The 22,876-nt window shown below is 45.7% G+C and carries 18 protein-coding genes and 1 pseudogene; 5 read left to right on the top strand and 14 right to left on the bottom strand.

The window, feature by feature from the left end:
• Nucleotides 1–20: 20 nt before the first annotated feature.
• The 11 genes and pseudogenes from hpaB to ACSJJG_RS15050 form a co-directional block, all read right to left on the bottom strand.
• The gene (gene hpaB / locus ACSJJG_RS15100; protein WP_481089804.1) at nucleotides 21–1,583 is read right to left on the bottom strand and encodes a 4-hydroxyphenylacetate 3-monooxygenase, oxygenase component; all 1,563 of its coding nucleotides are present in this window, start codon (nucleotides 1,581–1,583) and stop codon (nucleotides 21–23) included.
• 237 nt (nucleotides 1,584–1,820) lie between these two features.
• A complete protein-coding gene (gene hpaA, locus ACSJJG_RS15095; protein WP_481089803.1) occupies nucleotides 1,821–2,738 on the bottom strand; it encodes a 4-hydroxyphenylacetate catabolism regulatory protein HpaA in 918 nt (305 codons plus the stop codon).
• Between the two features lie 53 nt (nucleotides 2,739–2,791).
• Nucleotides 2,792–4,159: a 4-hydroxyphenylacetate permease gene (gene hpaX / locus ACSJJG_RS15090; protein ID WP_481089802.1), complete on the bottom strand. Its 1,368-nt coding sequence runs from the start codon at nucleotides 4,157–4,159 to the stop codon at nucleotides 2,792–2,794.
• Between the two features lie 170 nt (nucleotides 4,160–4,329).
• Nucleotides 4,330–5,097, bottom strand: coding sequence for a 4-hydroxy-2-oxoheptanedioate aldolase (hpaI, locus tag ACSJJG_RS15085; RefSeq protein WP_481089801.1), 768 nt, complete (start codon nucleotides 5,095–5,097; stop codon nucleotides 4,330–4,332).
• Nucleotides 5,098–5,115: 18 nt separating this feature from the next.
• Entirely contained in the window at nucleotides 5,116–5,919 is an 804-nt protein-coding gene (gene hpaH / locus ACSJJG_RS15080) for a 2-oxo-hept-4-ene-1,7-dioate hydratase (protein ID WP_481089800.1), read from the bottom strand.
• Between the two features lie 5 nt (nucleotides 5,920–5,924).
• Nucleotides 5,925–7,397 carry an NAD-dependent succinate-semialdehyde dehydrogenase gene (locus ACSJJG_RS15075; RefSeq protein WP_481089799.1) on the bottom strand — a complete coding sequence of 491 codons (1,473 nt, stop codon included), beginning with the start codon at nucleotides 7,395–7,397 and terminating at the stop codon, nucleotides 5,925–5,927.
• A 21-nt stretch (nucleotides 7,398–7,418) separates the two neighbouring features.
• Nucleotides 7,419–7,808 carry a 5-carboxymethyl-2-hydroxymuconate Delta-isomerase gene (locus ACSJJG_RS15070; RefSeq protein WP_481089798.1) on the bottom strand — a complete coding sequence of 130 codons (390 nt, stop codon included), beginning with the start codon at nucleotides 7,806–7,808 and terminating at the stop codon, nucleotides 7,419–7,421.
• Nucleotides 7,809–7,838: 30 nt separating this feature from the next.
• Nucleotides 7,839–8,702, bottom strand: a complete 864-nt coding sequence (gene hpaD / locus ACSJJG_RS15065) for a 3,4-dihydroxyphenylacetate 2,3-dioxygenase (RefSeq protein WP_481089797.1) — start codon at nucleotides 8,700–8,702, stop codon at nucleotides 7,839–7,841.
• Nucleotides 8,703–8,734: 32 nt separating this feature from the next.
• Complete coding sequence (hpaE, locus tag ACSJJG_RS15060) at nucleotides 8,735–10,201, bottom strand: 5-carboxymethyl-2-hydroxymuconate semialdehyde dehydrogenase (RefSeq protein WP_481089796.1); 1,467 nt, start codon at nucleotides 10,199–10,201, stop codon at nucleotides 8,735–8,737.
• Nucleotides 10,198–10,961: pseudogene (locus ACSJJG_RS15055) on the bottom strand (fumarylacetoacetate hydrolase family protein). The gene hpaE and the pseudogene ACSJJG_RS15055 overlap by 4 nt, the downstream one beginning before the upstream one ends.
• On the bottom strand, nucleotides 10,958–11,590 hold the full coding sequence (locus tag ACSJJG_RS15050; RefSeq protein ID WP_481089795.1) for a fumarylacetoacetate hydrolase family protein: 633 nt from the start codon (nucleotides 11,588–11,590) through the stop codon (nucleotides 10,958–10,960). Before ACSJJG_RS15050 ends, ACSJJG_RS15055 begins: the two are co-directional and overlap by 4 nt.
• A gap of 387 nt (nucleotides 11,591–11,977) precedes the next feature.
• Between ACSJJG_RS15050 and hpaR the strand changes: the two genes are divergently transcribed.
• Nucleotides 11,978–12,427, top strand: a complete 450-nt coding sequence (gene hpaR / locus ACSJJG_RS15045) for a homoprotocatechuate degradation operon regulator HpaR (protein WP_047768160.1) — start codon at nucleotides 11,978–11,980, stop codon at nucleotides 12,425–12,427.
• A 180-nt stretch (nucleotides 12,428–12,607) separates the two neighbouring features.
• Here the strand turns inward: hpaR and ACSJJG_RS15040 are convergent, their stop codons facing one another.
• Entirely contained in the window at nucleotides 12,608–13,645 is a 1,038-nt protein-coding gene (locus tag ACSJJG_RS15040) for a zinc-dependent alcohol dehydrogenase family protein (protein WP_481089794.1), read from the bottom strand.
• A gap of 415 nt (nucleotides 13,646–14,060) precedes the next feature.
• On the opposite strand from ACSJJG_RS15040, the gene ACSJJG_RS15035 reads away from it, so the two are divergent.
• Nucleotides 14,061–14,795 (top strand): SDR family oxidoreductase, encoded by a 735-nt coding sequence (locus tag ACSJJG_RS15035; RefSeq protein ID WP_481089793.1) that lies wholly within the window; start codon nucleotides 14,061–14,063, stop codon nucleotides 14,793–14,795.
• 91 nt (nucleotides 14,796–14,886) lie between these two features.
• Here ACSJJG_RS15035 and ACSJJG_RS15030 read toward each other — a convergent pair whose 3' ends face one another.
• Both ACSJJG_RS15030 and ACSJJG_RS15025 read right to left on the bottom strand, forming a co-directional pair.
• Entirely contained in the window at nucleotides 14,887–16,560 is a 1,674-nt protein-coding gene (locus tag ACSJJG_RS15030) for a condensation domain-containing protein (protein ID WP_481089792.1), read from the bottom strand.
• A gap of 480 nt (nucleotides 16,561–17,040) precedes the next feature.
• Nucleotides 17,041–17,880 (bottom strand): MurR/RpiR family transcriptional regulator, encoded by an 840-nt coding sequence (locus ACSJJG_RS15025; protein WP_481089791.1) that lies wholly within the window; start codon nucleotides 17,878–17,880, stop codon nucleotides 17,041–17,043.
• A gap of 171 nt (nucleotides 17,881–18,051) precedes the next feature.
• On the opposite strand from ACSJJG_RS15025, the gene ACSJJG_RS15020 reads away from it, so the two are divergent.
• From ACSJJG_RS15020 to iolG, 3 genes are all read left to right on the top strand, one after another.
• On the top strand, nucleotides 18,052–19,563 hold the full coding sequence (locus ACSJJG_RS15020) for a CoA-acylating methylmalonate-semialdehyde dehydrogenase (RefSeq protein WP_481089790.1): 1,512 nt from the start codon (nucleotides 18,052–18,054) through the stop codon (nucleotides 19,561–19,563).
• A 22-nt stretch (nucleotides 19,564–19,585) separates the two neighbouring features.
• A complete protein-coding gene (gene iolD / locus ACSJJG_RS15015) occupies nucleotides 19,586–21,520 on the top strand; it encodes a 3D-(3,5/4)-trihydroxycyclohexane-1,2-dione acylhydrolase (decyclizing) (RefSeq protein ID WP_481090451.1) in 1,935 nt (644 codons plus the stop codon).
• A 340-nt stretch (nucleotides 21,521–21,860) separates the two neighbouring features.
• Nucleotides 21,861–22,847: an inositol 2-dehydrogenase gene (gene iolG / locus ACSJJG_RS15010; RefSeq protein ID WP_481089789.1), complete on the top strand. Its 987-nt coding sequence runs from the start codon at nucleotides 21,861–21,863 to the stop codon at nucleotides 22,845–22,847.
• Nucleotides 22,848–22,876 lie beyond the last annotated feature (29 nt).

Below are 22,876 nucleotides of genomic sequence, written 5' to 3'. Positions count from 1 at the left end.
ACTAAGCTCCTGCTCCTGATTTATTTCAGCAGCTTATCTAACAGGTTAATATCACAGTTATTGTGTAAGTGGGGACTGGTCCAACCATTCACATCATAGTCAGAAAGACAGCGATCGACCAATTCCATCATTTTCTTCATATTGCCGGAGCCATAGGCGTGACGCAGACATTGCAGGCGAACTTCGTCCTGACTGCCGGCATAATTAATTTCGTATAATTCATGGCGACCACCGAACTCACTGCCAATGGCATCCCACATTAATTTCAAGATTTTGATTCGTTCCACATGATCAATACCATTAGAGCCACGGACATATTTTTCAAGATACTTGTTGATATCAGGATTATTCATGTCACGCACACTGGATGGCAAATAAATCAAGCCGCTGGTAACATTGCTTGCAATAATATTCTTGATTTTTGTGTAAGCCATGGGAGCCATCACGCGATAAGTCTGAATCGCTTGAGTATCAGGCAGGTAAGCGCCATTTTCCCACGGCTTGGCTTCTGCCCACATCGCATCTGTCAGTGACCAGAACAGATTGCGCCATGCAACGACTTCTCCCAAATCGGCCTGAACACCGCGGAATTCCACCACGCCAGTGCATTCAAGGCTTTTTTGCAACAATGCCGTAATGAAATCGAGCTTAACGGCAAGGCGTACACAGGCTTGCATGGGGAACAGCCGCGCAAAACCACTTTGCACCGCCCAATTGCGGGCGCGATCAAAATCGCGATAAATTAACACGTTTTCCCACGGAATTAATACCTTATCCATGACCAGAATGGCGTCATTTTCATCAAACCGACTGGAAAGGGGATAATCGAAGGGGGAACCAGTAGCACCGGCCACCAATTCATAAGAGGCGCGGGAGATTAATTTCACGCCATCGGCATCCATTGGTGCAACAAACATAAGGGCAAAATCAGAATTATCCCCAATAACCTGCGCAGAGCCAAAGCCGATGAAATTATAGTGAGTCAGGGCTGAATTGGTGGCGACGACTTTGGCGCCACTGACAATAATCCCGGCATCTGTCTCTTTTTCTATCTGGATAAAAACATCTTTGACCTGATCAGCTGGTTTATGGCGATCAATCGGTGGATTAACAATCGCATGATTGAAATAGACACAGCTTTCCTGAATGCGCTTATACCAGATACGGGCATTGTCAGCGAATTGTCCATAATATTCAGGATAAGCACCCAATGAGCAGCAGAATGCTGCTTTATAATCGGGTGAACGTCCCATCCAGCCGTAAGTCAGGCGTGACCATTCGGCAATGGCATCGCGCTGCTGACGGATATCATCAGCGCTGGTGGCGAAACGGAAGAATTTGTGCGTGTAGCCACCACTGCCGGTATCGGTATCCCAACAGAGTGCGTCGTGGGTTTCCGGGGCATGAAGGGCATCATACAGTTGACCAATTGAAGCAGCCGCATTGCGGAAAGCCGGGTGTGTTGTGACATCTTTGACCCGTTCACCATAGATATAAATTTCACGGCTATCCTGAAGTGAATTCAGGTACTCTTTACTGGTAAATGGGCGTTTATGATCAGCACGCAAATTTTCTAGTCTCATAGCAACCTCATGCTCCAAAAAACCCCTTATTTTGATTTGTTATCCATATGGGGTGGTTGTTAATTTTATGTTTCTTTCACTGTTTGATTGAAGCGATTAAACGGCTCTTTTTGAAGAGACTTTCGGAGGATTTACTGGTACTTTTCGATAAAAGCAGAGAGTTTGTTGCGTAAATGTGACCGGCTTTGTGTTTTGGTAATAATGATTTTTCTGCATTATTACGTGGGCCTGAAAAACTTAAATATGTCCATCTAAACTCCTTTCCCGCCAAACACTCGGTGGGCATTCCACTAACCGATTAAAAAATCGGGTAAAGTAAGCAGGATCTTTAAACCCAAGCTGATATGCTATCTCAAATACGGGGCTATCACTAAACAGCAATAACCGTTTTGCTTCCCGCAGTAGTCGGTCAAAGATCAGCTTTTTGGGTGGCCGATTGGCAAAACGTCGGCACATATCTTTTAGGCGTGATTCTGTAATTCCCAATTTTTCTGCATATTCTGGCACGACAAGATGCTGGTGATAGTGTTGATCAATCAATTGGTTAAAACGCTGAAACAGTTTCAATTCTCCTTTGACACCACCGGAATGATGATCGTCAAGGGGAATACTACGCAGCAAAAAGGTAAACAGAGATTGAGCCAGGAAAGTCAGCGATTGTTCTCGTCCGGTGAATTGGTTGGCAGACTCACGCCCAATCAATGCCCAATAATGGTTAAATGTTTCCAATTCATCGTATTTATCCGCGACAGAAAGACAAATCGCCGGAATATCAACCAGTTCTCGATGGGTGGGATAAAGTGAACCGAGCAATGGTGTGATCAGCTCCTGACGGACGGTCAGTACATAACCGTCAGTATCTTCCTGCGTAAAAAAGGCGTGGGGAACAGAAGGTGGGGTCAGGATAAACAGAGGGGCTTGTACGGAATAATGCTGCTCGTCTAATTGCAGTTCGATCCGCCCTGTCACCAGATAATGCAGTTGGAAAAAACCGTCATGGCGATGTGCCTGCATATCACGCCCGAAAAATGCCGCCATGCGACCAAAATTTTGATAGTGAACATCATCCGATCCTTGAGTTTCATCATAGTCCTTGCTGATATCGATATTGGTGATGATGGATTTATTGGCTTTGAGTGCATTGGATACAGTCATCGGTTTCCTCCTGTATCTTATTGTTGGCTAAGGTATCAATAGTTGATCGTTATTTATGAGCTTGCCTGTGGCCGTGAATGTTTCATTGGGATTAGAAAAACGATTAACGCACCGATGATTAGTAATCCTGCTACGAAATAAAGCCCAGCGTTAAAATGACCTGTTTGATCTTTTAACCAGCCGATCAGCAGAGGACTGACGGCAGATCCCACATTACCAGTAGCATTGATCACGGCAATCCCCACTGCGCGGGCACGCAAGCTAATCGATTGATCCGGCGTTGTCCAGAATACCGCCATAGCTGTAAACGATCCGGTGGAAGCCATAATGATCCCCAACAGTTGCACCATGCTGTTATCCGTCAGTGAAGTTAAAACCCAGCCAGCGGCAGCAAACAGGTAGGGCAAGGCCGTGTGCATTTTGCGTTCTTGCAGGCGGTCTGAACGGCGGCTCCAGTAAACCATGCCCAAAATCGTGCAGAATTGTGGAATGGCGGTCAAAATGCCAATGGTTACATGGCTGCTGTCCTGATTGAAACTCTGCATAATTTGTGGTGTCCAGATATTAATGGCACTTAAGGTGTTGGTCAGGCAGAAATAAGCGAAGGTGTACATCAATACCATTGGGGTAAAAACCTCGCGCCACAAGCGGGTTTTTTGTTGTTGAATCTGTTCATTGGACTGGATGATAGAAAGCTTATCGTTTTCTATCATTTCTTGAAGGCATTGCTTATCTTCACGAGTTAACCATTTGGCCTTTTCTGGTGAATCATCCAGATAAAACCAGACAGCAAAACCCAGTAAAACGGAAGGGAAGCCTTCCAGCAAAAACAACCACTGCCAACCACGCAGATCCCAGATGCCATCCATTGCCAGAATATAACCGGAGATGAGTGAACCAAACGCCATTGTTACGGGCATGGCAATCATAAACAGCGCATTGGCACGCGCGCGATAATAGGCTGGAAACCAATAAGTCAGATAAACCAAAATACCCGGCAAAAAGCCAGCTTCCGCAATACCCACCAGCATACGCAAGATATACAGACTCGTGGGACCAGTGGCAAACATTGTAGCGGTGGAAGCGATCCCCCATAACACCATAATGGTAGCGATCCAGCGACTAGCCCCCACAATACTCAACATCACATTACTGGGAATGCCGAAAATAACGTAAGTGGCGTAAAACAGCGTAGCAGCCAAGCCGAACATGGTGGATGTTAAACCGAGATCTTTTCCCATCGTCAAACCAGCAAATCCAATATTGATACGATCCAGAAAAGAGAAAACAAACAGGACAAAGAGAAAGAGGATCAGGCGTCGGAATAATTTATTGATGACACTTTGCTGTTGGGCGGTCAGTTTTTTAGGTTGACGGGGAGGATTTTCGGATTTTGGTATAGTGTCAGGTGAAATGCTCATCGCTGTTTCCTTGTTTTGTTAGTGGCTTGATTTTCCTTTGGGCGGGGATTTGAAATCTATTAGTTATATGTACTTGTTTGCTCAGAGATTAGGAACTTCAATTACTATGGCTGGTGTCGCGATAAACATCAGCCATTCTGGGGCATTGTTTTTTGTCGATGATTGACTGATTATTTGCCGAAATGCTTTGCCAAAGCATTGGCTGTTCCGGTTAATAGGATGGTATCAACCCCTACGGCAACGAACAGCGCACCCAAATTAAGATAATGTTTAGCTGCATCGACATGGGTCATCAAAATGCCAGCAGCCTTGCCGGAAGACTGGATCTGAACAATGGCTTGTTCGATGGCAACCTGAACTTCAGGATGTTGCAGGTTACCGATGTGGCCCATATCCGCACTGAGATCGGCCGGGCCGATAAACACGCCATCAACGCCTTCGACAGCCGCTATCTCCGGTAGGTTTTGCAGGGCCTCACGGGTTTCTACCTGTACTAATACACAAATTTCGTCATTGGCACGAGACAGATAGTCAGGAATGCGGTTCCAACGAGAAGCGCGTGCCAGAGCACTGCCTACGCCACGAATACCTGCGGGGGGGTAGCGAGTCGCCCTGACCGCTTCACGCGCTTGCGTCGCATTTTGAATCATCGGGAACAATAACGTTTGTGCACCAATATCCAGCAACTGTTTGACGATCACCGGATCATTCCATGCCGGACGAACAACCGGCTGACTTGGGTAAGGGGCCATGCCTTGTAATTGGGCAAGAATGGTGGAAATATCATTGGGAGCATGTTCACCATCAATCAACAACCAATCAAATCCTGTTCCTGCCAGTATTTCCGCGCTATACCCGCTGCATAACCCAAGCCATAATCCGATTTGTGGTTTCCCTGATTTCAGGGCATGTTTAAATTTATTTGTTAGCTGATCCATGGTGTTACCTCGACATATTTAAACAAAGTGACAGCTAATTGAACCTAACACGCCATAATCCACATGAAAGGTATCACCTTTACGTGCAGGGACTGGACGGGTAAAAGATCCAGCCAGAATGATCTGGCCTGCTTCAAGTTGAACACCATGTGGTGCCAGTTTATTGGCAAGCCATGCCACACCATTGGCGGGATGATTGAGAACTGCGGCTGCCACGCCGGATTCTTCAATCACACCATTGCGGTAGAGCAGGGCGCTAACCCAGCGCAGATCCAGTTCATCTGGCTTGATTGGCCGCCCCCCAAGAATCACCCCACCATTGGCGGCATTGTCAGAAATCGTATCGAATACCTTGCGTGGACGCTGCGTTTCGGGATCGATGTTGTGACAACGGGCATCAATCAGTTCCAGAGCGGGAATGACGTAATCTGTTGCGTTATACACATCAAACAGCGTACAGTTCGGACCTCGCAAGGGTTTTGCCAGCACAAAAGCCAATTCGACCTCAATACGGGGCACAATAAAGCGTTCACAAGGAATATCACCGCCGTCTTGAAAAAACATATCATCCAGCAGGGCACCATAATCCGGTTCATTAATCTGTGAACTGGCTTGCATGGCCTTGGATGTCAGACCAATCTTATGTCCCTTGAGAATTCGGCCTTCTTTGATTTTTAAATCCACCCATTCACGTTGAATGGCGTAAGCATCCTCAATAGTTATCGCTGGATAGTCCAGTGAGATTTGTCGGATTTGCTCACAGCTTTGCTCTGCCTGATGTAAACGGCGGGCAACTCGTGATACGATTTCTTGCTGTAGCATAGGGGTTAAGCTCCTTTCGCTTCCAACCCGCCAAAACAGAGGTATTTCACTTCCAGATAATCCTCAATACCGTAGCGTGAACCTTCACGTCCCAGCCCCGATTGCTTGATACCGCCAAATGGCGCGATTTCGTTAGAAATTAAACCTTCATTGATACCTACCATGCCACTTTCCAATGCTTCCGCTACACGGTAAATTCGGCCAATGTCACGGGAATAGAAATAAGCAGCCAAGCCAAATTCAGTACTGTTAGCAATACGGATGGCCTCGTCTTCATCACGGAATTTGAACAGTGGCGCCAGAGGACCGAAGGTTTCTTCGTGAGCAACTAACATGAATTCAGTAACATCTGTCAGTACCGTTGGCTCAAAGAACAACCCCCCCAGAGTGTGAGATTTTCCTCCCGTCAGGATGCGTGCGCCGTTGGAAACTGCATCACTGATATGCGCCCGTACTTTTTCTACAGCCGCTTGATTAATCAGCGGGCCTTGCTGTGATGAGCTATCAGTGGCTGGCCCAACCCGAAGCTGTTTCACTGCATGAGTCAGACGTTCGGCAAAAGCCTCATAAATACCTTCCTGTACCAAAATACGGTTGGCACACACACAGGTTTGCCCGCTGTTACGGAATTTCGCAGCCATTGCGCCCTCTACCGCCGTATCAAGATCGGCATCATCAAACACGATAAAAGGCGCATTGCCACCCAGTTCGAGGGAGAGTTTTTTCACAGTATCGGCGCTTTGTGCCATTAATAACTTGCCAACCCGCGTAGAGCCGGTGAACGAAAGTTTGCGTACGATAGGGCTTGAGGTCAGCACTTCACCAATCGCTTTGGCATCCATTCCCGTGACGATATTGAAGACGCCAGCCGGAATGCCCGCCTGTTCCGCCAGGACGACTAAAGCCAGCGCAGAAAGGGGAGTTTCAGCAGCAGGTTTCAGAACCACCGTACATCCCGCCGCCAGCGCAGGTGCAACTTTACGGGTGATCATCGCATTGGGGAAATTCCACGGTGTAATAGCCGCAACGACACCAATCGGTTGTTTGATGGTGGCGAGACGGCGGCCCGGCATTGGAGAAGGCAATGTTTCGCCATATATGCGTTTGCCTTCTTCCGCGAACCATTCGATAAAACTGGCACCGTAAGCAATTTCTCCCATTGCCTCGGTGTGGGATTTGCCTTGTTCCATGCTCAGTATTTCTGCTAAGGCGGTTTGGTTTTCCATCACCAGATGGAACCATTGCTTGAGCTTTTGGCTACGCTGTTTTGCTGTCAACGACCGCCATGCAGACAGGGCATTCTGGGCGGCTTCAATGGCAGACTGTGTCTCTTTGGCGCCCAAATCACTGACATTGGCAATGATCTTATCACTGGCAGGGTTAATGACTTCAAAAGTCGCTTTATTTTCTGCGTCAACCCATTGACCGTTGATATAGGCCTGTTGACGCAGCAATGGTATATCCAGATGATTTGTCATAGTTTCTTCTCACTCAAATCGTTACTTTTTTGCTTTAAACAGGCTATGAACATTATTCGATTTATAATTCAGCACCGGATCAAGTTCTTCCATCGTGAAAGAGAGGCCCAGATAACGCCGTGCCATCAATTCACTAAAATGCGCCTTGATTAAGTCAAACAACATTTCTCCGACTTTTTGCCGATCTTCAAGGCTGCGTCCGGCACCAATTTTCAGTGTCATATGAACGAAGGCGTAATCTTGCTTACCCTCCGCCATTTGCCAGGTGTCTAACCAAATGGCACGGCTGCGGATACCGCCCGGCGGAAAAATGCCCGTCTCTGCCAGTGCCTGGTTCACTTTGGCAAATAATTCCGGCAACCTGGCTTCTTCACGGATATTTTCAGTACACTCAGCGTAAAAATGTGGCACGGTTTTCTCCTGTCAGGCATCTGTTTTATTTTAGTTAACAAAATAATTTGGCAGCGGGAAAACCGCGTTAACCTGTCCGGTCCCTGAACTGGCGAACAATTCCGTCAAAAATTCCACCTTGCCATCATACTTGTCCCATCCGAGCAGACCCAGCAACATCACGGTATCATGCATGTTGCCTTCTCCCCGACAATATTGCGCATATTCCGGTAACATTTTGCAAAATTCCTCGAATTTGCCTTCTTTCCAAAGCTGCACGACACGGCGATCCATCTGCTCATCGAACTCACGGGTATAGCTGTTCATGCCCCCTTCGGCCCGTTGATCGTCAATGAAACTGTGTGACAGCGAACCACTTGCCAGTACCGCAACCGTGCCATTGTATTTCTCAATCGCCCGTAAAATCGCTTCTCCCAGTTTACGGCTGTCTTCAAACGCATGGACAGTACAAAAGGCAGAAATTGAAATTACTTTGAAATGGCGGTCGCTGTTCATATAACGCATGGGCACCAGCGTGCCATATTCCAGTTTCAGGCTTGGGATCTCGTGTGACTGAGCACGAACGCCCATCTGACGCGCTTCTTCTGCAATCATCCTGCCTAACTCCGGGTTGCCGTCATACTCATAGGTCATATCGCGGATAAAATGTGGCAACTCATTACTGGTATAGATGCCGGAAAAATGGTCGGAACAGTTAATATGATAGGCGCTGTTAACCAGCCAATGCGTATCGAAAATAATAATCGTATCAACGCCCATCTCACGGCAGCGCCGGCTGATCTCTTTGTGTCCGTCAATAGCGCTTTGTCGGCAACCGTGATGCTTGCCTGGCAATTCAGACAGGTACATAGAAGGGACATGTGTAATTTTCGCTGCTAACGCTAACTTTCCCATAAACCCTCACTTGGTATCAGGATGGCAGTTATTCAAACACCCCAACGAGGAATAGGGTGCTCTCCCATTGAGATACAAACGTTCTTCACTTCGGCAAACACGTCTAAACTGTATTCCCCTCCTTCACGCCCGACACCGGAAGCTTTTATGCCACCAAATGGCTGGCGCAGATCGCGAACATTCTGGGCGTTGACAAACACCATGCCAGCTTCAATGCCACGTGCCAGACGCAAGACTTTGCTGACATCTTGTGTCCAGAGATAGGAGGCAAGGCCATATTCCACATCATTGGCCAGACGCAGCCCGTCTTCTTCGCTCTTAAACGGCAGCAGACAAGCGACAGGACCGAAAATCTCTTCCTGTGCCACACGCATACGGTTATCCACATCCGCCAATACTGTAGGGCGCAAGAAGTTGCCATTTTTTAGATGGGCAGGTAAATCGGCAGGTTTATCGGGGCCTCCGGCCAGCAGTGTGGCGCCTTCTTTGATCCCCAAGCGGATATAACTGGAGACTTTTTCCCAGTGTGGCTGACTTATCAGGCTGCCAACCTGGGTTTGCGGATCTTGGGGATCACCGACACGTAACCGATTAGCGCGTTCAGCAAAGCGTTTGACGAATTCGGGGTAGATACTTTCCTGGATAAAAATGCGGGAACCAGCCGTACAGCGTTCGCCATTGAGAGAGAAAATGGTGAACAGGGCGGCATCCAGTGCGCGTTCAATATCTGCATCTTCAAAAATAAGGACAGGGGATTTTCCGCCTAATTCCATAGAGTATTTTTTCAGTCCGGCATTTTGCATGATCAGGCGACCCGTTGCGGTTCCACCGGTGAAAGAGACTGCGCGCACATCATGATGTTTTACCAGCGCATCGCCTGCGGTGTTACCGTAGCCCTGTACCACATTTAATACCCCAGCCGGAATGCCGGCTTCCAACGCCAATTCGCCCAGACGGTTGGCTGTCAACGGGGAAAGTTCGGACATCTTCAAAACCGCCGTATTACCCAGCGCCAGACAGGGTGCGACTTTCCACGTCGCCGTCATAAAAGGCACGTTCCACGGGGAAATCAGTGCGCAAACGCCAACAGGCTGGATTAATGTATAGTTGAGCATGGTGTCATCGACGGGATAAGTACGCCCGTTCATCTGCTGACAAATTTCAGCGAAAAAATTGAAATTTTGCGAAGCCCGTGGGATCAAGACATTTTGTGTCTGATGGATGGGAAGACCCGTATCCTTGGTTTCCAGCGCAGAAATATTGGGAACATTTTGGTCGATTAATTCACCCAAACGGCGCATCAAACGGGCGCGTTCTTTCATTGGAGTATTTGCCCATTTGGGAAAAGCTTGTTTGGCCGCTGCCACGGCTTGGGTAATCTCTTCCTGCCCGCCTGATGCAACCTCAGCCAGCACCTCGCCTGTTGCAGGGTTGGTCGTTGTGAAATAGGTTTTACTGCCGACATTCTTGCCGTTGATCCAATGGTTAATCATGGTCATGACAAACTCTCCTCATATTCTTGCTGGCTGACAATACGATTGACCAAGCGCCCAACCCCTTCGACTTCCACGATAACTTCATCCCCGGGAACAACATTAGACAACCCTTTGGGGGTTCCGGTGGCGATCATGTCGCCGGGTTGCAATGTCATAAAATCGCTGAGGTAGGTAATTAAAAAAGGAATGTCGAAGATCAAAGCGGCGGTTGTACCTTGTTGACGGAGTTCACCGTTCACCCATGTTTTCAAGGTTAGATTATGCGGATCCGCGATATGCTGCTTATCGATGATCCACGGACCGATTGGGGTGAGCGTATCGCGGCTTTTTACCCGCAGGTTAGGACGATAGTAATTTTCCAGATAATCACGAATAGCGTAATCGTTACAAACGGTATAACCCGCAACGTAGTTCATGGCCTCTTCTCTGGAAACTTTATGAGCAGGTTTACCCATCACGACAACCAATTCTGCTTCATAATGCATATATTCCACATTATCAGGGCGGACAGAAACCTGACGGTGTCCGGTTAAGCTATTGGCTGCTTTGATAAATACCAGTGGCTCTTCTGGTGGCTTAAATTCCAGCTCTGTTGCGTGATCAGCATAATTTAGCCCCAATGCAAACAGTGTGCCGCGGGTGGGGGAAGCCAGACAACCTCTTCACCGCTGATCGTATTTCCATCTGGCAAGAAGACATTTTCCTGTGCGTCAACAGTAACAGTGAGATCCTGGCCCTGATAATGAATTTTGGCGTATTTCATGCCTGATCTCCTGCCAATACAACCGTATTTTCTAAGTTAGGGAAGCCTTTGGCCTTGACTGTGACTTTATCGGCAGGATGAAGAGTAACGCGCTGATGGGGCGTTCCCAATAGAATTGCATCACCCTCGTTTAAAGTGGCGAATTCGCTTAATGCTGCCAATAATTCAGCTGCTGAACGGACGAGATCTTGAGTAGACCAACGATCAACTTCCTGGCCGTTGATTTCAGTCACAATATCGAGTGATTCAACCGAGTTGGTCTTGGTCATTTGACCTATCGGACAAAAACCGTCCCGACATTTTGCTTTAATGGCAGGACGGTAGAATGACGTTTCAGGCAGGCTGACTTCGTTTGCCAATGCGTAACCAGCAATATACTGTTCGGCATCCTGAACTGAAACTTTGCGTGCTGTTTTTCCAATCAACAGCGCCAGAGTTGCGCCGCTTTGTACCGTTTCCCCGACAGGATGCGGAATAACATCCCCTGAATTAATCACGGTATTGCGGGGTTTGATAAACCAAATAGGCGTTTTGGGGGGTGTTTTATAGGGTTCTTTGTTAAATGCCTCATGCCAGAAACTGATCTGGCTACTATGATTGAGGGCAACGGCAAAGACAGTGCCTTTCATGGACAGCTCCTTGAAACCTGAATGACGTGTTGCAAGATCACTTATTAATATATTAATAAACCATGTGTTGGCAATCTTCAATATGTTAAGTGGATTGTTAATTTTAATTGTGATCTATGTAACAACACTTTATTGTTGATCATTTTTACTACATAAAGATCAGCCTGTTATATTTTTAATCAAGGTCATTTGAGATTGGATTTAACTTTTAATTAACTTTTTGTGGGTGGGATGATTTTATTTATTTGTTAATGTTGAAATCTTTCCTCTTTGTGGATGATTTTGAGCATGTTAGGCTTTTTGGTGTTCATGTTGTCTATAATAAATAGCATGGGCGTTAAACTTATAAAGAATGACTAGCGATTAACTAAAGAGTCACTTTTACTTATGCATGAATCCTTGACAATTGCATTGCTTCAAGCGAGAGAAACTGCTATGGGTTTTTTTCGGCCTATTTTGAAGAGCTATAATTTAACTGAACAGCAATGGCGTATTATTCGTGTACTTGCGAGTAGCCGTTCTATTGATTTTCATGACTTAGCTTGTCTTACTTGTATCTTGCGTCCAAGCCTGACAGGCATTTTGACACGTATGGAGCGTGATGGACTTATCTTCCGCATGAAGCCTATGAATGATCAGCGTAAGCTGTATGTTTCTTTGACTCCGGCAGGCCAGGAACTCTACGAGCAAGCAAAAGGGCAGATTGCTGAGGGATATAAGGCGATTGAGAACGCTTTTTCTCCAGAAAAATTGGCCCAACTTTTAGGGCTATTGGATGAATTTATTACTATCGGGAACCTCTCTCAGGCAGATTTGGATGAAGAATGCAAACTGTAGGTTGAAGGTTTATTAATTAGTTAACAAACCAAGAAATCAAGCGTAGTACCAAGTACAGTATAAAGGCCGCCGTAATGAATTGCATAAGCGCATTGATGCAGTATATTGCGGCGGCTTTTCTGTATCTGTCGAATGGCAATTTCATCATTTAGCTGGAAAAATTGTCTCCTGCTATACCCACTATGCCGACAAAACAATTTTCAGTGCTTTCTCTTGAGCTGCATGACCAAATATTTCATAAGCGGTCTCTATTTCACTCAATGAATAATGGTGAGTGACCAGCTTTTCAGGTGCAATTTTGCCTGATTGAACGCTTTTCAGCAGCATGGGAGTACTGCTTGTGTTTACCAGTCCAGTAGTAATGGTAATGTTTTTTATCCAGAGGCTTTCCAGATGCAGGTCAACAGATTTGCCGTGGACACCAACATTAGCAATGAAACCACCTGCTGCAATGATGTCCTGACATATTTTGAAAGTTGCGGGAATACCCACACACTCAATGGCGACGTCGACACCAATACCGTCAGTCAGTTTGTTGATAGTTTCTACGACGTTTTGTTTTGCCGGGTTGATAACCGTGTTAGCCCCAAACTGCCGGGCAACACTAAGGCGGTTATCATCAGTATCGATCATGATGATATGTGCCGGGGAGTAAAATTGTGATGCCAGTAATGCTGATAGCCCGACGGGTCCCGCACCAATTAGGGCGATAGTCTGGCCCGGCTGGACCTTGCCATTGATAACACCAATTTCAAGACCTGTTGGCAGGATGTCACTGAGCATTAATGCCGCGTCTTCATCGACACCTTCTGGCAGACGATGCAGGCTATTATCAGCATGAGGAATACGCACTTTTTCTGCCTGTGTACCATCAATTTTATGCCCCAGGATCCAGCCACCATCTTTACAGTGCGCATAAAGCTGGCGTTTACAATAGCTGCAACTGCCGCAGACGGTGATACAGGAAATAATCACCTTATCACCAACTTTGATATTGCGGACCGATTCCCCAATTGATTCAACGATCCCAATACCTTCATGACCCAATGTTCGGCCTTGCTCGACAGTAGGAACATCTCCCTTAAGGATATGCAGATCTGTACCACAGATGGTGGTTTTGACGATGCGGACGATAGCATCTGTTGGTTCAATGAGTTGGGGTGGTGCTTTTTCTTCCCAGCGTTTTTTTCCGGCTCCATGATAAACAAGTGCTTTCATATAACCCCCTTCACAGGTAATGGTTGTGATTTTATGGTGTTAAGAATGACAGTAACCCAGAGCACACGATTGACGTTATCTGTTGCCTAAAGTTTAGCAGATGTAAACATTTTCGATTTTCAGAGTGCTTTCCAGAGTCAGTCGTGAAGTAGAATATGGGATGGCCGGGCTGGCTGGGCCCAATAGATGCTGATTGGCTCTTTATTTTTTTCTTTCTTGAATGTTATCTTCTGCAATAAGCGCAGTGAGCACCAAATGATAAAACCAGGGTGGAAACTCCCAAGTAAGATTGTCTTTCTAAACAGTAAATTATCAATAAATCTGACCGACAAAGTGACGGTTCCTCATCCAGCTTTGATAACTGATATAAGGAAAGCCAACATGATGTTTAATGAAGTGAACGAGATCGAGTGCTTTGCAGGGTAAACGAGTGGTGGTAACAGGCGGAGGACGCGATTTTGGACAAGCGGTTTCTGTTTGGCTGGCACGAGAAGGTGCACATGTTGATCTCTGTGCCCGCCAATTAGCCAGTGCAGAAGCAACATGTGAGATTATTCGCCGTGAAGGTGGCATCGTTAGAGGTTATCAATGCGATATGAGTAATGCTCAATCCGTTAGCGATTTTGCTATTCAGTTACTACAAGACAATCACCCCATTGATATTTTGATCTTAAGTGCAGCTCAATGGCTGGAAGGGCGTTTAGGGGAAGGTGACAATGACGCCGATATTGTCAGTACGGTGAATTCAGGTATAACAGGTTCTATCTTGCTGACCAAAGCGCTATTGCCGAGCTTGCGTCAATCACAGGGTGCCGATATTGTTGCTATGGTATCGGTTTGTGGTATTCCCCAATTTAACGAATCCGTCGCTCATCCGGCATTCTTCGCCGCCAAACATGCCATGAGTGGCTTTAGCCAGAATTTAGCCCATTATTTAAGCAAAGAAAATATTCGTGTGACCGGGCTTTATCCGCCTGACTTTGAACTTAATGGTTTTGATGAAGTTCTGGATAACCAGAAAAAAATGGGGGAGCAATTGCTTAATGGCCGTTCAGTATGGGAAACCATCCGGTTTGTTATCACCCAACCCCGTAGTTGTCACATTAAAGCTATTTATTTCCAGGGACCGACTTTTCAGGATTTTGAATAAGTGGTGGTAAATAAACAGGAGTAATAATTTGGCGTGATTCATAGGTCTGGTTAGCATAACGATCACGCCGTTGTTTCACCTAACGGTTAGATTAACTCGCCTCTTTCAGAAAATCATAGTTCTCTGTCCCCAGATATTCCAGCTCTCCATTCGGCAACCAGCGTACTTGCTCGCCAGTGCGATAGAGCCACTTATCCTTGGTATATTGAACAAATGGATTGGTAATAAGCTGTTTTTCTGCTAATGCTGATTGCTCCAAATATTTATTATCCAATTCTGGCCCAGAGAGATAAAGTTCGCCCTTTAACCCCATTGGCACCATCTGTAATCGTTCATTCAACACATAGACTTGGATACCTGATATTTCAGCAGATTGTGATTGTCCGATTGCCTGTTGATAATGTTTCCGTATCAAATCGATCACCAGAGGATTGTGTCGTGCTGACCTTGTGTCGCCTGGTTGTTGTGAACTACCGTATTCCAGTAAGGTCTGCGCCTGATCAGGGGTTAGCAAAGAAAACTGCGATATTGGCGTTTCGGGATGAGACAGGGCATTAACCAACAATTGCTGGAATTGTTCACCTAACGCTTTGATTTGTTTTGCATGGAAAAGGTTAGGATGGTAGCGGATACGAAAAGCCCAATGACCCTCTTCCAGATGATATTCCAGTATCCATTCTGTAACGGCTAAATCGTTATTGAAACGACTGCCGTAATGGACCTCACATCCGTCTAATTCCAGATTGAGATCCTTAAAACTGGCCTGATTGATACCGACATTGAGCTTATTGATAAGATGGGTGGGTACAGCCTGGAATATAGGCAAACTTGAAAAACGCAGATCAGGCTGCACTTTTAATGATGTACTATAGTTTAACGTGGCCTGATAGAGAGAATTAAAACTATCCATCTCATTAAAACACAGAGGAAAAACAACGGCATTGATTTGTGCACCAAGCGAAACAGACTCCCCACCAGCGACTGCAACGGGATAGATAAGGTGAGCGCCACCCGTTCCAGTATACTGGGCCACTAATGTTGCCCATAACGTTTTAAATACGAGGAACGGTTTACAAGGGGATAAAGATTTTGAGAGGTTCTCCCAATCTTCCAATGGCAAGTTGAAACGAAATTCATTAGGCAATTCAGGCTCACCTATCGCTTGTTGAGGCAAATAGGGTAATGGATTATGGGTAGTCATGCCTGACAGACACTTTTTCCAATATTGTTCGGGGTTATATTTGCCCAATAATTGTAAAAGTTGACGATCTTGTTCAAATTTTTCTGACGCTTGTTGCAGCGTCATGGGGGAATGGCGCAGAGGACGTTGGTTGTACAGATCAGCGATATTATGAAAAAACTCTTCTATACCCTGCCCGTCACCGATGATATGGTGCAGTACAATGAATAAGTGAAATTGCTGTTTTGCCTCTTTGAGTAAACCAAAACGAACTACTGGTCCTTTTCTGAGGTCAAATGGCCGCAGAGCAAACTGATTCAATTGTTCTTCATTATTAGAAAGGTAGGTAAACTCAATATTATCTGAGCCTAATATCCAATATAACTCATCATTTTTTTCTTCAATCCGATATTTGAATAAAGGATAAATATTAATAAATTCTTGCAGAGTCCATTTTAATCTACTTTCATCTAAATCTCCTTTAATACTCTGTTCTATAACGAGATTATATTTAGGTGAGTGAGGTTCGAGAACCCATGACTTCCAAAAAAAATGAATAAATGGAGAGGCTAGAATCTTATCCATGTGAATACTCCGCTATGATTCTAAATTATATTCAATACAAGCTTGACATCTGCTTATTGAGCATACTCAGCCTGTATTTTTGTTAGATAAAAAAAACAGCTAGTTAAATCCATTCCAATAATGAAGTTAATCATTATTGCAGGAAGTCATTTATTGACATTAAATGTCATTGTTTCATGACATTCTAATAATTTGATTATTTTGTCTGGCAAAGGAGGGAATTTTTTGTCAGTGCATTGATTTGTAATAAACTTATTCATTGATGCAGTTGTGCCATTATTAGCTATTTGTTTGGAAAGGATACCTATAGATTGAAAACAATTAAAGATTATTTTAAGTAAATCAATATCCATAAAATATTAAGAACTATAATTTTAGTGGCGGTTATTTAATAGCTGTGTTGATCATGATAGGCGTGATCAATATGCCTTAATACCTTATGATCACGCTTACACTTATTGCTGATTTTATGGCAACATGTTACCTCGATCCGTATTGTCCCTGCCGATACGCCAGCGCTACCGTTAAGGATTGCACCAAACACAAGGTGGCAGATTGAGAACGAAAGGCATCAACCTGGGCTTCCTTTACCACAAAGCAAATATCGCTAAAACTTGCGAGCGGGCTAATTTGGCTATCAGTAATGACAATTTGCTTTGCACCTGCCTGTACCGCTTTTTCACTGACCATCACCGTTTCTTCAGCATACGGCGTAAAACTGATAGATACCACGACATCTTGAGAGCCAATCATACTCATCTGCTCGTGGAACATGCCACCTAAGCCATTGATGAGCAGGGGACGGCATTCCAGATGACTGAGGGCATAGGCAAAATATGAGGCGACACTGAAAGAGCGACGCAGGCCGATAATGTAAATATTGTGGGCATTCGCCAGTAAACTCACTGCCTTATTCAAATCTTCTGCGGGAGTGCGGGCTGCGAGTTGCTGCATGGCTTGAGCGTTGGAATGGGCAAACGCCTGCAAAATATGCTGAGGATCTTCCGGTATCTGATGATCGCTATCCAGCTCTTTATACAGCCGTGCCCGATCAGTATAGCTGGCGGTTTCTTCCACCAGATTCAGGCGAAACAATTGTTTCATTTCATTGAATCCACTGAAATGAAAAGCATTAGCAAAGCGGATCAAGGTGGAAGGCGGAACATTGGCCTCTTTGGCAATAACAGCAACAGTATCAAATGCGACACTATTAGTATTATCCAGTACATATCTTGCAACTTGTTGTAACCGTTTACTTAACTCACCATAACGGGATCGTACTTGTTCTTGAAGTTCATTCAGATTAGACGCAGCAGACATCATGCCCCCATATGCGTAAAAATAGCGTGTTGATCACATTAATTAAAACGCATTTCAAATTCAATTGAAAACGAAATATATATTTCATATATCTGTAGCATCGTGATTAAATGCTTATAGTTCAATAGCAACTTGTTAGTTCAATCTTAATTGAATTTAGAGAGGCTCAGAATGGAACAGATTAAAAACTTTATTAGCGGGCAACTTGTTGATAGCCAAAGTGATCGCATTGCACTCATTTTCAATCCAGCCACAGGGCAGGAGATTCGGAAAATTGCCTTAAGCACAGTTCATGAGACTGAACATGCCATTGAATCTGCCCATCTGGCCTTTAAGGAATGGTCAAAAAACTCACCATTGAAACGCGCCCGGATTTTGTTCAAATTCAAATCATTGCTTGAAGAAAATCAGGACAGACTGGCAAGGCTGATTTCTGAAGAGCATGGAAAAATTTATTCCGATGCTGTGGGGGAATTAACTCGCGGCCTCGAAGTGGTCGAGTTTGCTTGTGGTATCCCTCATCTGCAAAAAGGGGAACACTCTGCCAACGTGGGAACGGGAGTTGACAGTCACTCCCTGATGCAACCATTAGGTGCCTGTGCGGGTATCACGCCATTTAACTTTCCTGCTATGGTGCCAATGTGGATGTTTCCTATCGCATTGGCGGCGGGAAATACCTTTGTCCTGAAACCTTCTGAAAAAGATCCCTCTCTTTCGATTGAACTGGCGAAATTATTGCAACAAGCCGGATTGCCGGATGGCGTGTTTAATGTTGTGCAAGGGGATAAAGAAGCGGTTGATGTACTGCTGACCGATCCCCGCATTCAGGCGGTGAGTTTTGTCGGTTCAACCCCGATCGCAGAGTATGTTTATACCACTGCCTCAGCGCACGGCAAACGCTGTCAGGCATTGGGTGGTGCAAAAAATCATAGTGTCTTGATGCCAGATGCAGAGATGGACATGGCCGTAAATGCCATCATGGGGGCGGCCTTTGGGGCGGCGGGGGAACGTTGTATGGCATTGTCGGTTGTCGTGGCGGTCGGGGATGAAATTGCCGATACATTGGTAAAAAAACTCCGGCAGCAAATAGGTCAAATGTCGGTTGGCCCTGGTATTACCGATGGAAAAGAAAACGACATGGGACCCGTGATATCACAGCAACACAAAGCAAAAATCTTTGACTACATTTGTAGTGGGGTAGAGCAAGGTGCAAAATTGTTGGTTGATGGGCGAAGGTATCAGGTTGCAGGCTATGAAAATGGCTATTTCGTGGGACCGACCCTGTTTGATTATGTCACGCCAGACATGAAAATTTATAAAGAAGAGATCTTCGGCCCTGTGCTTGCCATTGTGCGCGTACCAGATTATGACACGGCATTAAAGTTGGTTAATCAGCATGAATATGGCAACGGGGCGGCAATTTTTACCCGCGATGGTGAAACGGCTCGTCAGTTCAATGAAGACGTTCAATCTGGTATGGTCGGTGTGAATATCCCCATCCCAGTACCGATGGCATTTCATAGCTTCGGTGGCTGGAAGCGTTCCATTTTTGGGCCACTGAATATACATGGTCATGACGGGGTGCGCTTCTATACCCGCATGAAAACCGTCACCAGCCGTTGGCCCGCCAGTGTGCGTTTAGAACAGCACGATAGCCATTTTGTGATGCCGACGATGGAGTAGCTATGCAATGAAAAACAGAGCAATAAATACGAAGAAAATGACGATGGCTCAAGCCTTGGTCAAATTTCTTAACCAGCAATATATCAATGTTGATGGGGAAGAAGTTCCCCTTATTCGAGGTGTGTTCACAATATTTGGTCACGGTAATGTGGTGGGATTAGGGCAGGCATTGGAGCAGGAGCCTGGGCATCTTCGCGTTTATCAAGGTTGTAATGAACAGGGGATGGCACATATTGCAACGGGATTTGCCAAACAGAAAAAACGTCGGCAGATTTTTGCCGTCACCTCTTCTGTTGGGCCAGGTGCGGCCAATATGGTGACGGCAGCCGCAACGGCAACCGCGAATCGTATCCCATTACTATTGTTGCCGGGAGATATCTTTGCTTGCCGCCAGCCTGATCCCGTTTTACAACAGATTGAACAATATGGTGATGGCACCATGAGTACCAATGATTGCTTCCGTCCAGTGTCCCGCTATTGGGATCGCATTTCGCGACCGGAGCAGTTGATGACAGCCATGCTCCACGCCATGCGAGTATTGACGGATCCGGCTGATACGGGGGCTGTCACGATCTGTCTTCCGCAAGATGTTCAGGGAGAAATATGGGATTATCCAGATTACTTCTTCCAGAAACGGGTTCACCAAATTGAACGTCGTCCAGCTTCTCAGGTGCGTATTCAAGAGGCAATGGCACTGATTCAGCGCAAGAGAAAGCCGCTGTTAATTTGTGGTGGTGGCGTGCGTTATTCCGAAGCTCATGAAGCTTTCCGCCATTTTGCTGAAACTTTCCATCTCCCATTTGCTGAAACGCAGGCGGGGAAAAGTGCGATTGTGGCTGCCCATCCACTGAATTGTGGCGGCATTGGCACGACAGGTTGTTTGGCGGCGAATCAGCTAGCTAAGGAAGCCGATTTGATTATCGGTGTTGGCACTCGTTTTACTGATTTTACGACGGCTTCAAAATCGCTGTTTCAACACCCAGACGTGGAATTTCTTACCATCAATGTCGCAGAATTTGACGCCAGCAAATTGGATGCCGTAGGCGTTCTGGCGGATGCCAGAGAAGGACTCAATGCCATTGCACAGGCCCTGTCAACAACAGCATGGCGTTCGGAGTGGCAGCAAGAAATTGTTCAGGTGAAGGCAGCCTGGCAGCAGGAATTAGAACGATTGTTTTCCATTCAATATCAGGCTGGATTCAAGCCAGAGATTGCGGGGCATTGGGATGAAAAATTGGAAGAGTACAGTGAAACATTGCAAACCAATCTGACTCAAACCCGTGTACTTGGCTTGATGGATCAGTATTTGGAACCCAATGCCATCATTGTGGGGGCTGCGGGTTCTCTGCCGGGCGATTTACAGCGCGTTTGGCAACCGAAAGTGCCTGATACTTATCACCTTGAATATGGCTATTCCTGTATGGGATATGAAATTGCTGCATCATTGGGGGTAAAACTCGCGTGTCCTGAACAACCGGTTTACGCAATGGTTGGTGATGGTTCCTATTTGATGTTGCACAGTGAATTACAAACGGCTATTCAGGAAAGTATTAAAATCACTGTGCTGCTGTTTGATAATGCGGGATTTGGTTGCATCAATAACTTACAGATGAGCCAAGGTATGGGAAGTTTTGCCACGGAAAATCGTTATCGCAATCCGCAAAATGGCAGGTTGGACGGTAGTTTGATACCGGTGGATTTTGCCAAGAATGCGGAAAGTTACGGCTGCAAAAGTTATCGAGTGCATGATGAACAACAATTAATAGCTGCTTTGCAGGATGCGCAGAAGCAGCCCTGTGCGACATTAATCGACATTAAAGTATTACCTAAAACCATGACGCATGATTATGAATCATGGTGGAGAATAGGAACCGCGCAGGTTGCTGATAATCCAGACATTGCAGCATCAGCGGAAAAAATCAGGGAATATGTGGAGAAAAAAGTGCGTCAGTATTAGCTGCGATACGGGATTTATTGATCAGAGTATTTGGGGCTGGGCGCAAAATCCTGATGTACTATGCATGCGCTGCGGTTTCTATGCTCAGTCCGTGTTGAAGTTTTAAGGTGGCCCAAATATGCTTATCTCAATAATGGGCAGATTGTCCCTCGATTTTGCTCATAAGACACGGAAGACGGTTAAGCAGGGTAAAAATTGTCGGCAAAATACCCCCCAGATGAAAGTTATGAGCCAGCTCTAAAAAATAAAATTTTCAAATAAAACTAAATTGAAATAAATGTTTTATTTGATATGTTTTATCCACACCAAAAAGCAGATACCGAGGTATCAAGGAGCATTCATGTTCAATATTGCATTATTTGGCGCTGGACGAATTGGGCAGGTTCACGCGGTTAACATTGCTAACCATAAAGAAACTTGCCTCTATTCTGTGATAGATCCACATCTGACAAGTGCTAAGGCATTGGCACACCACTATCAGGCTAACGTACAGACCACCGAAGAAGCGATGTCAGATCCTGCTGTTCATGGTGTCCTGATTGCATCAGCAACGGATACCCATGCCGATTTGATAGAACTGGCTGCCCGACACAATAAAATGATTTTCTGCGAAAAACCGGTTCATCTTGATCTGGCTCGGGTTCGTCAATGCCTGGCGACGGTAAAAGCGTGTCAGGTTCCTCTGATAGTCGGGTTTAATCGCCGCTACGATCCGCAGTTCCGTCGGCTGAAAAACCTGTTTGATGCCGGAACCGTTGGCAAGGCAGAATCTCTGCTTATTATCTCCCGTGATCCTTCTCCTCCACCCGCTGAATATGTGCGTGTATCTGGTGGTATGTTCAGGGACATGACCATTCATGACTTAGATATGACTCGTTTTATCATTGGTGAAGAACCATGTGCTATTTATGCTCAGGGGAGCAATCTTGTCGATCCTGCTATAGGTACGGTGGGCGATATTGATACCGCATTTATTGTTATGAAATTTCCATCGGGGGCAATGGCGACCATCACTAACAGCCGTCGTTCTGGATATGGTTATGATCAACGATTGGAACTGCATGGTGAGAAGGGGCTTCTGACCGCCGGAAATATCAAGGAAAACAGTGTGGAGTTCTGGGGAGAAAACGGTTGTACCACCGCCAAGCCTGAGCATTTCTTCTTGCAACGTTATCGGGAGGCCTATATCGCGGAATGGGACCATTTTGTTGATGTCATGGCTGGCAGGGCAATACCTGAGACGAGTGGTATTGATGGAGAGCGGGCTTTATACCTCGCAGACAAGGCGCTCGAATCCCTGCAATCCGGTAAAGAAATCAGACTATAACGATAAATTTCAACAACAAACATTGTTGG

Source organism: Xenorhabdus sp. SGI 60 (assembly GCF_056632175.1).
This window is presented reverse-complemented; position numbering and strand designations above follow the sequence as displayed.

Bases quoted from the DNA above. Each gene is read 5' to 3' on its own strand.
- hpaB (WP_481089804.1), bottom strand. From the start codon at position 1,583: ATGAGACTAGAAAATTTGCGTGCTGATCATAAACGCCCATTTACCAGT.
- hpaA (WP_481089803.1), bottom strand. From the start codon at position 2,738: ATGACTGTATCCAATGCACTCAAAGCCAATAAATCCATCATCACCAAT.
- hpaX (WP_481089802.1), bottom strand. From the start codon at position 4,159: ATGAGCATTTCACCTGACACTATACCAAAATCCGAAAATCCTCCCCGT.
- hpaI (WP_481089801.1), bottom strand. From the start codon at position 5,097: ATGGATCAGCTAACAAATAAATTTAAACATGCCCTGAAATCAGGGAAA.
- hpaH (WP_481089800.1), bottom strand. From the start codon at position 5,919: ATGCTACAGCAAGAAATCGTATCACGAGTTGCCCGCCGTTTACATCAG.
- ACSJJG_RS15075 (WP_481089799.1), bottom strand. From the start codon at position 7,397: ATGACAAATCATCTGGATATACCATTGCTGCGTCAACAGGCCTATATC.
- hpaD (WP_481089797.1), bottom strand. From the start codon at position 8,702: ATGGGAAAGTTAGCGTTAGCAGCGAAAATTACACATGTCCCTTCTATG.
- hpaE (WP_481089796.1), bottom strand. From the start codon at position 10,201: ATGACCATGATTAACCATTGGATCAACGGCAAGAATGTCGGCAGTAAA.
- ACSJJG_RS15050 (WP_481089795.1), bottom strand. From the start codon at position 11,590: ATGAAAGGCACTGTCTTTGCCGTTGCCCTCAATCATAGTAGCCAGATC.
- hpaR (WP_047768160.1), top strand. From the start codon at position 11,978: ATGCATGAATCCTTGACAATTGCATTGCTTCAAGCGAGAGAAACTGCT.
- ACSJJG_RS15040 (WP_481089794.1), bottom strand. From the start codon at position 13,645: ATGAAAGCACTTGTTTATCATGGAGCCGGAAAAAAACGCTGGGAAGAA.
- ACSJJG_RS15030 (WP_481089792.1), bottom strand. From the start codon at position 16,560: ATGGATAAGATTCTAGCCTCTCCATTTATTCATTTTTTTTGGAAGTCA.
- ACSJJG_RS15025 (WP_481089791.1), bottom strand. From the start codon at position 17,880: ATGTCTGCTGCGTCTAATCTGAATGAACTTCAAGAACAAGTACGATCC.
- ACSJJG_RS15020 (WP_481089790.1), top strand. From the start codon at position 18,052: ATGGAACAGATTAAAAACTTTATTAGCGGGCAACTTGTTGATAGCCAA.
- iolG (WP_481089789.1), top strand. From the start codon at position 21,861: ATGTTCAATATTGCATTATTTGGCGCTGGACGAATTGGGCAGGTTCAC.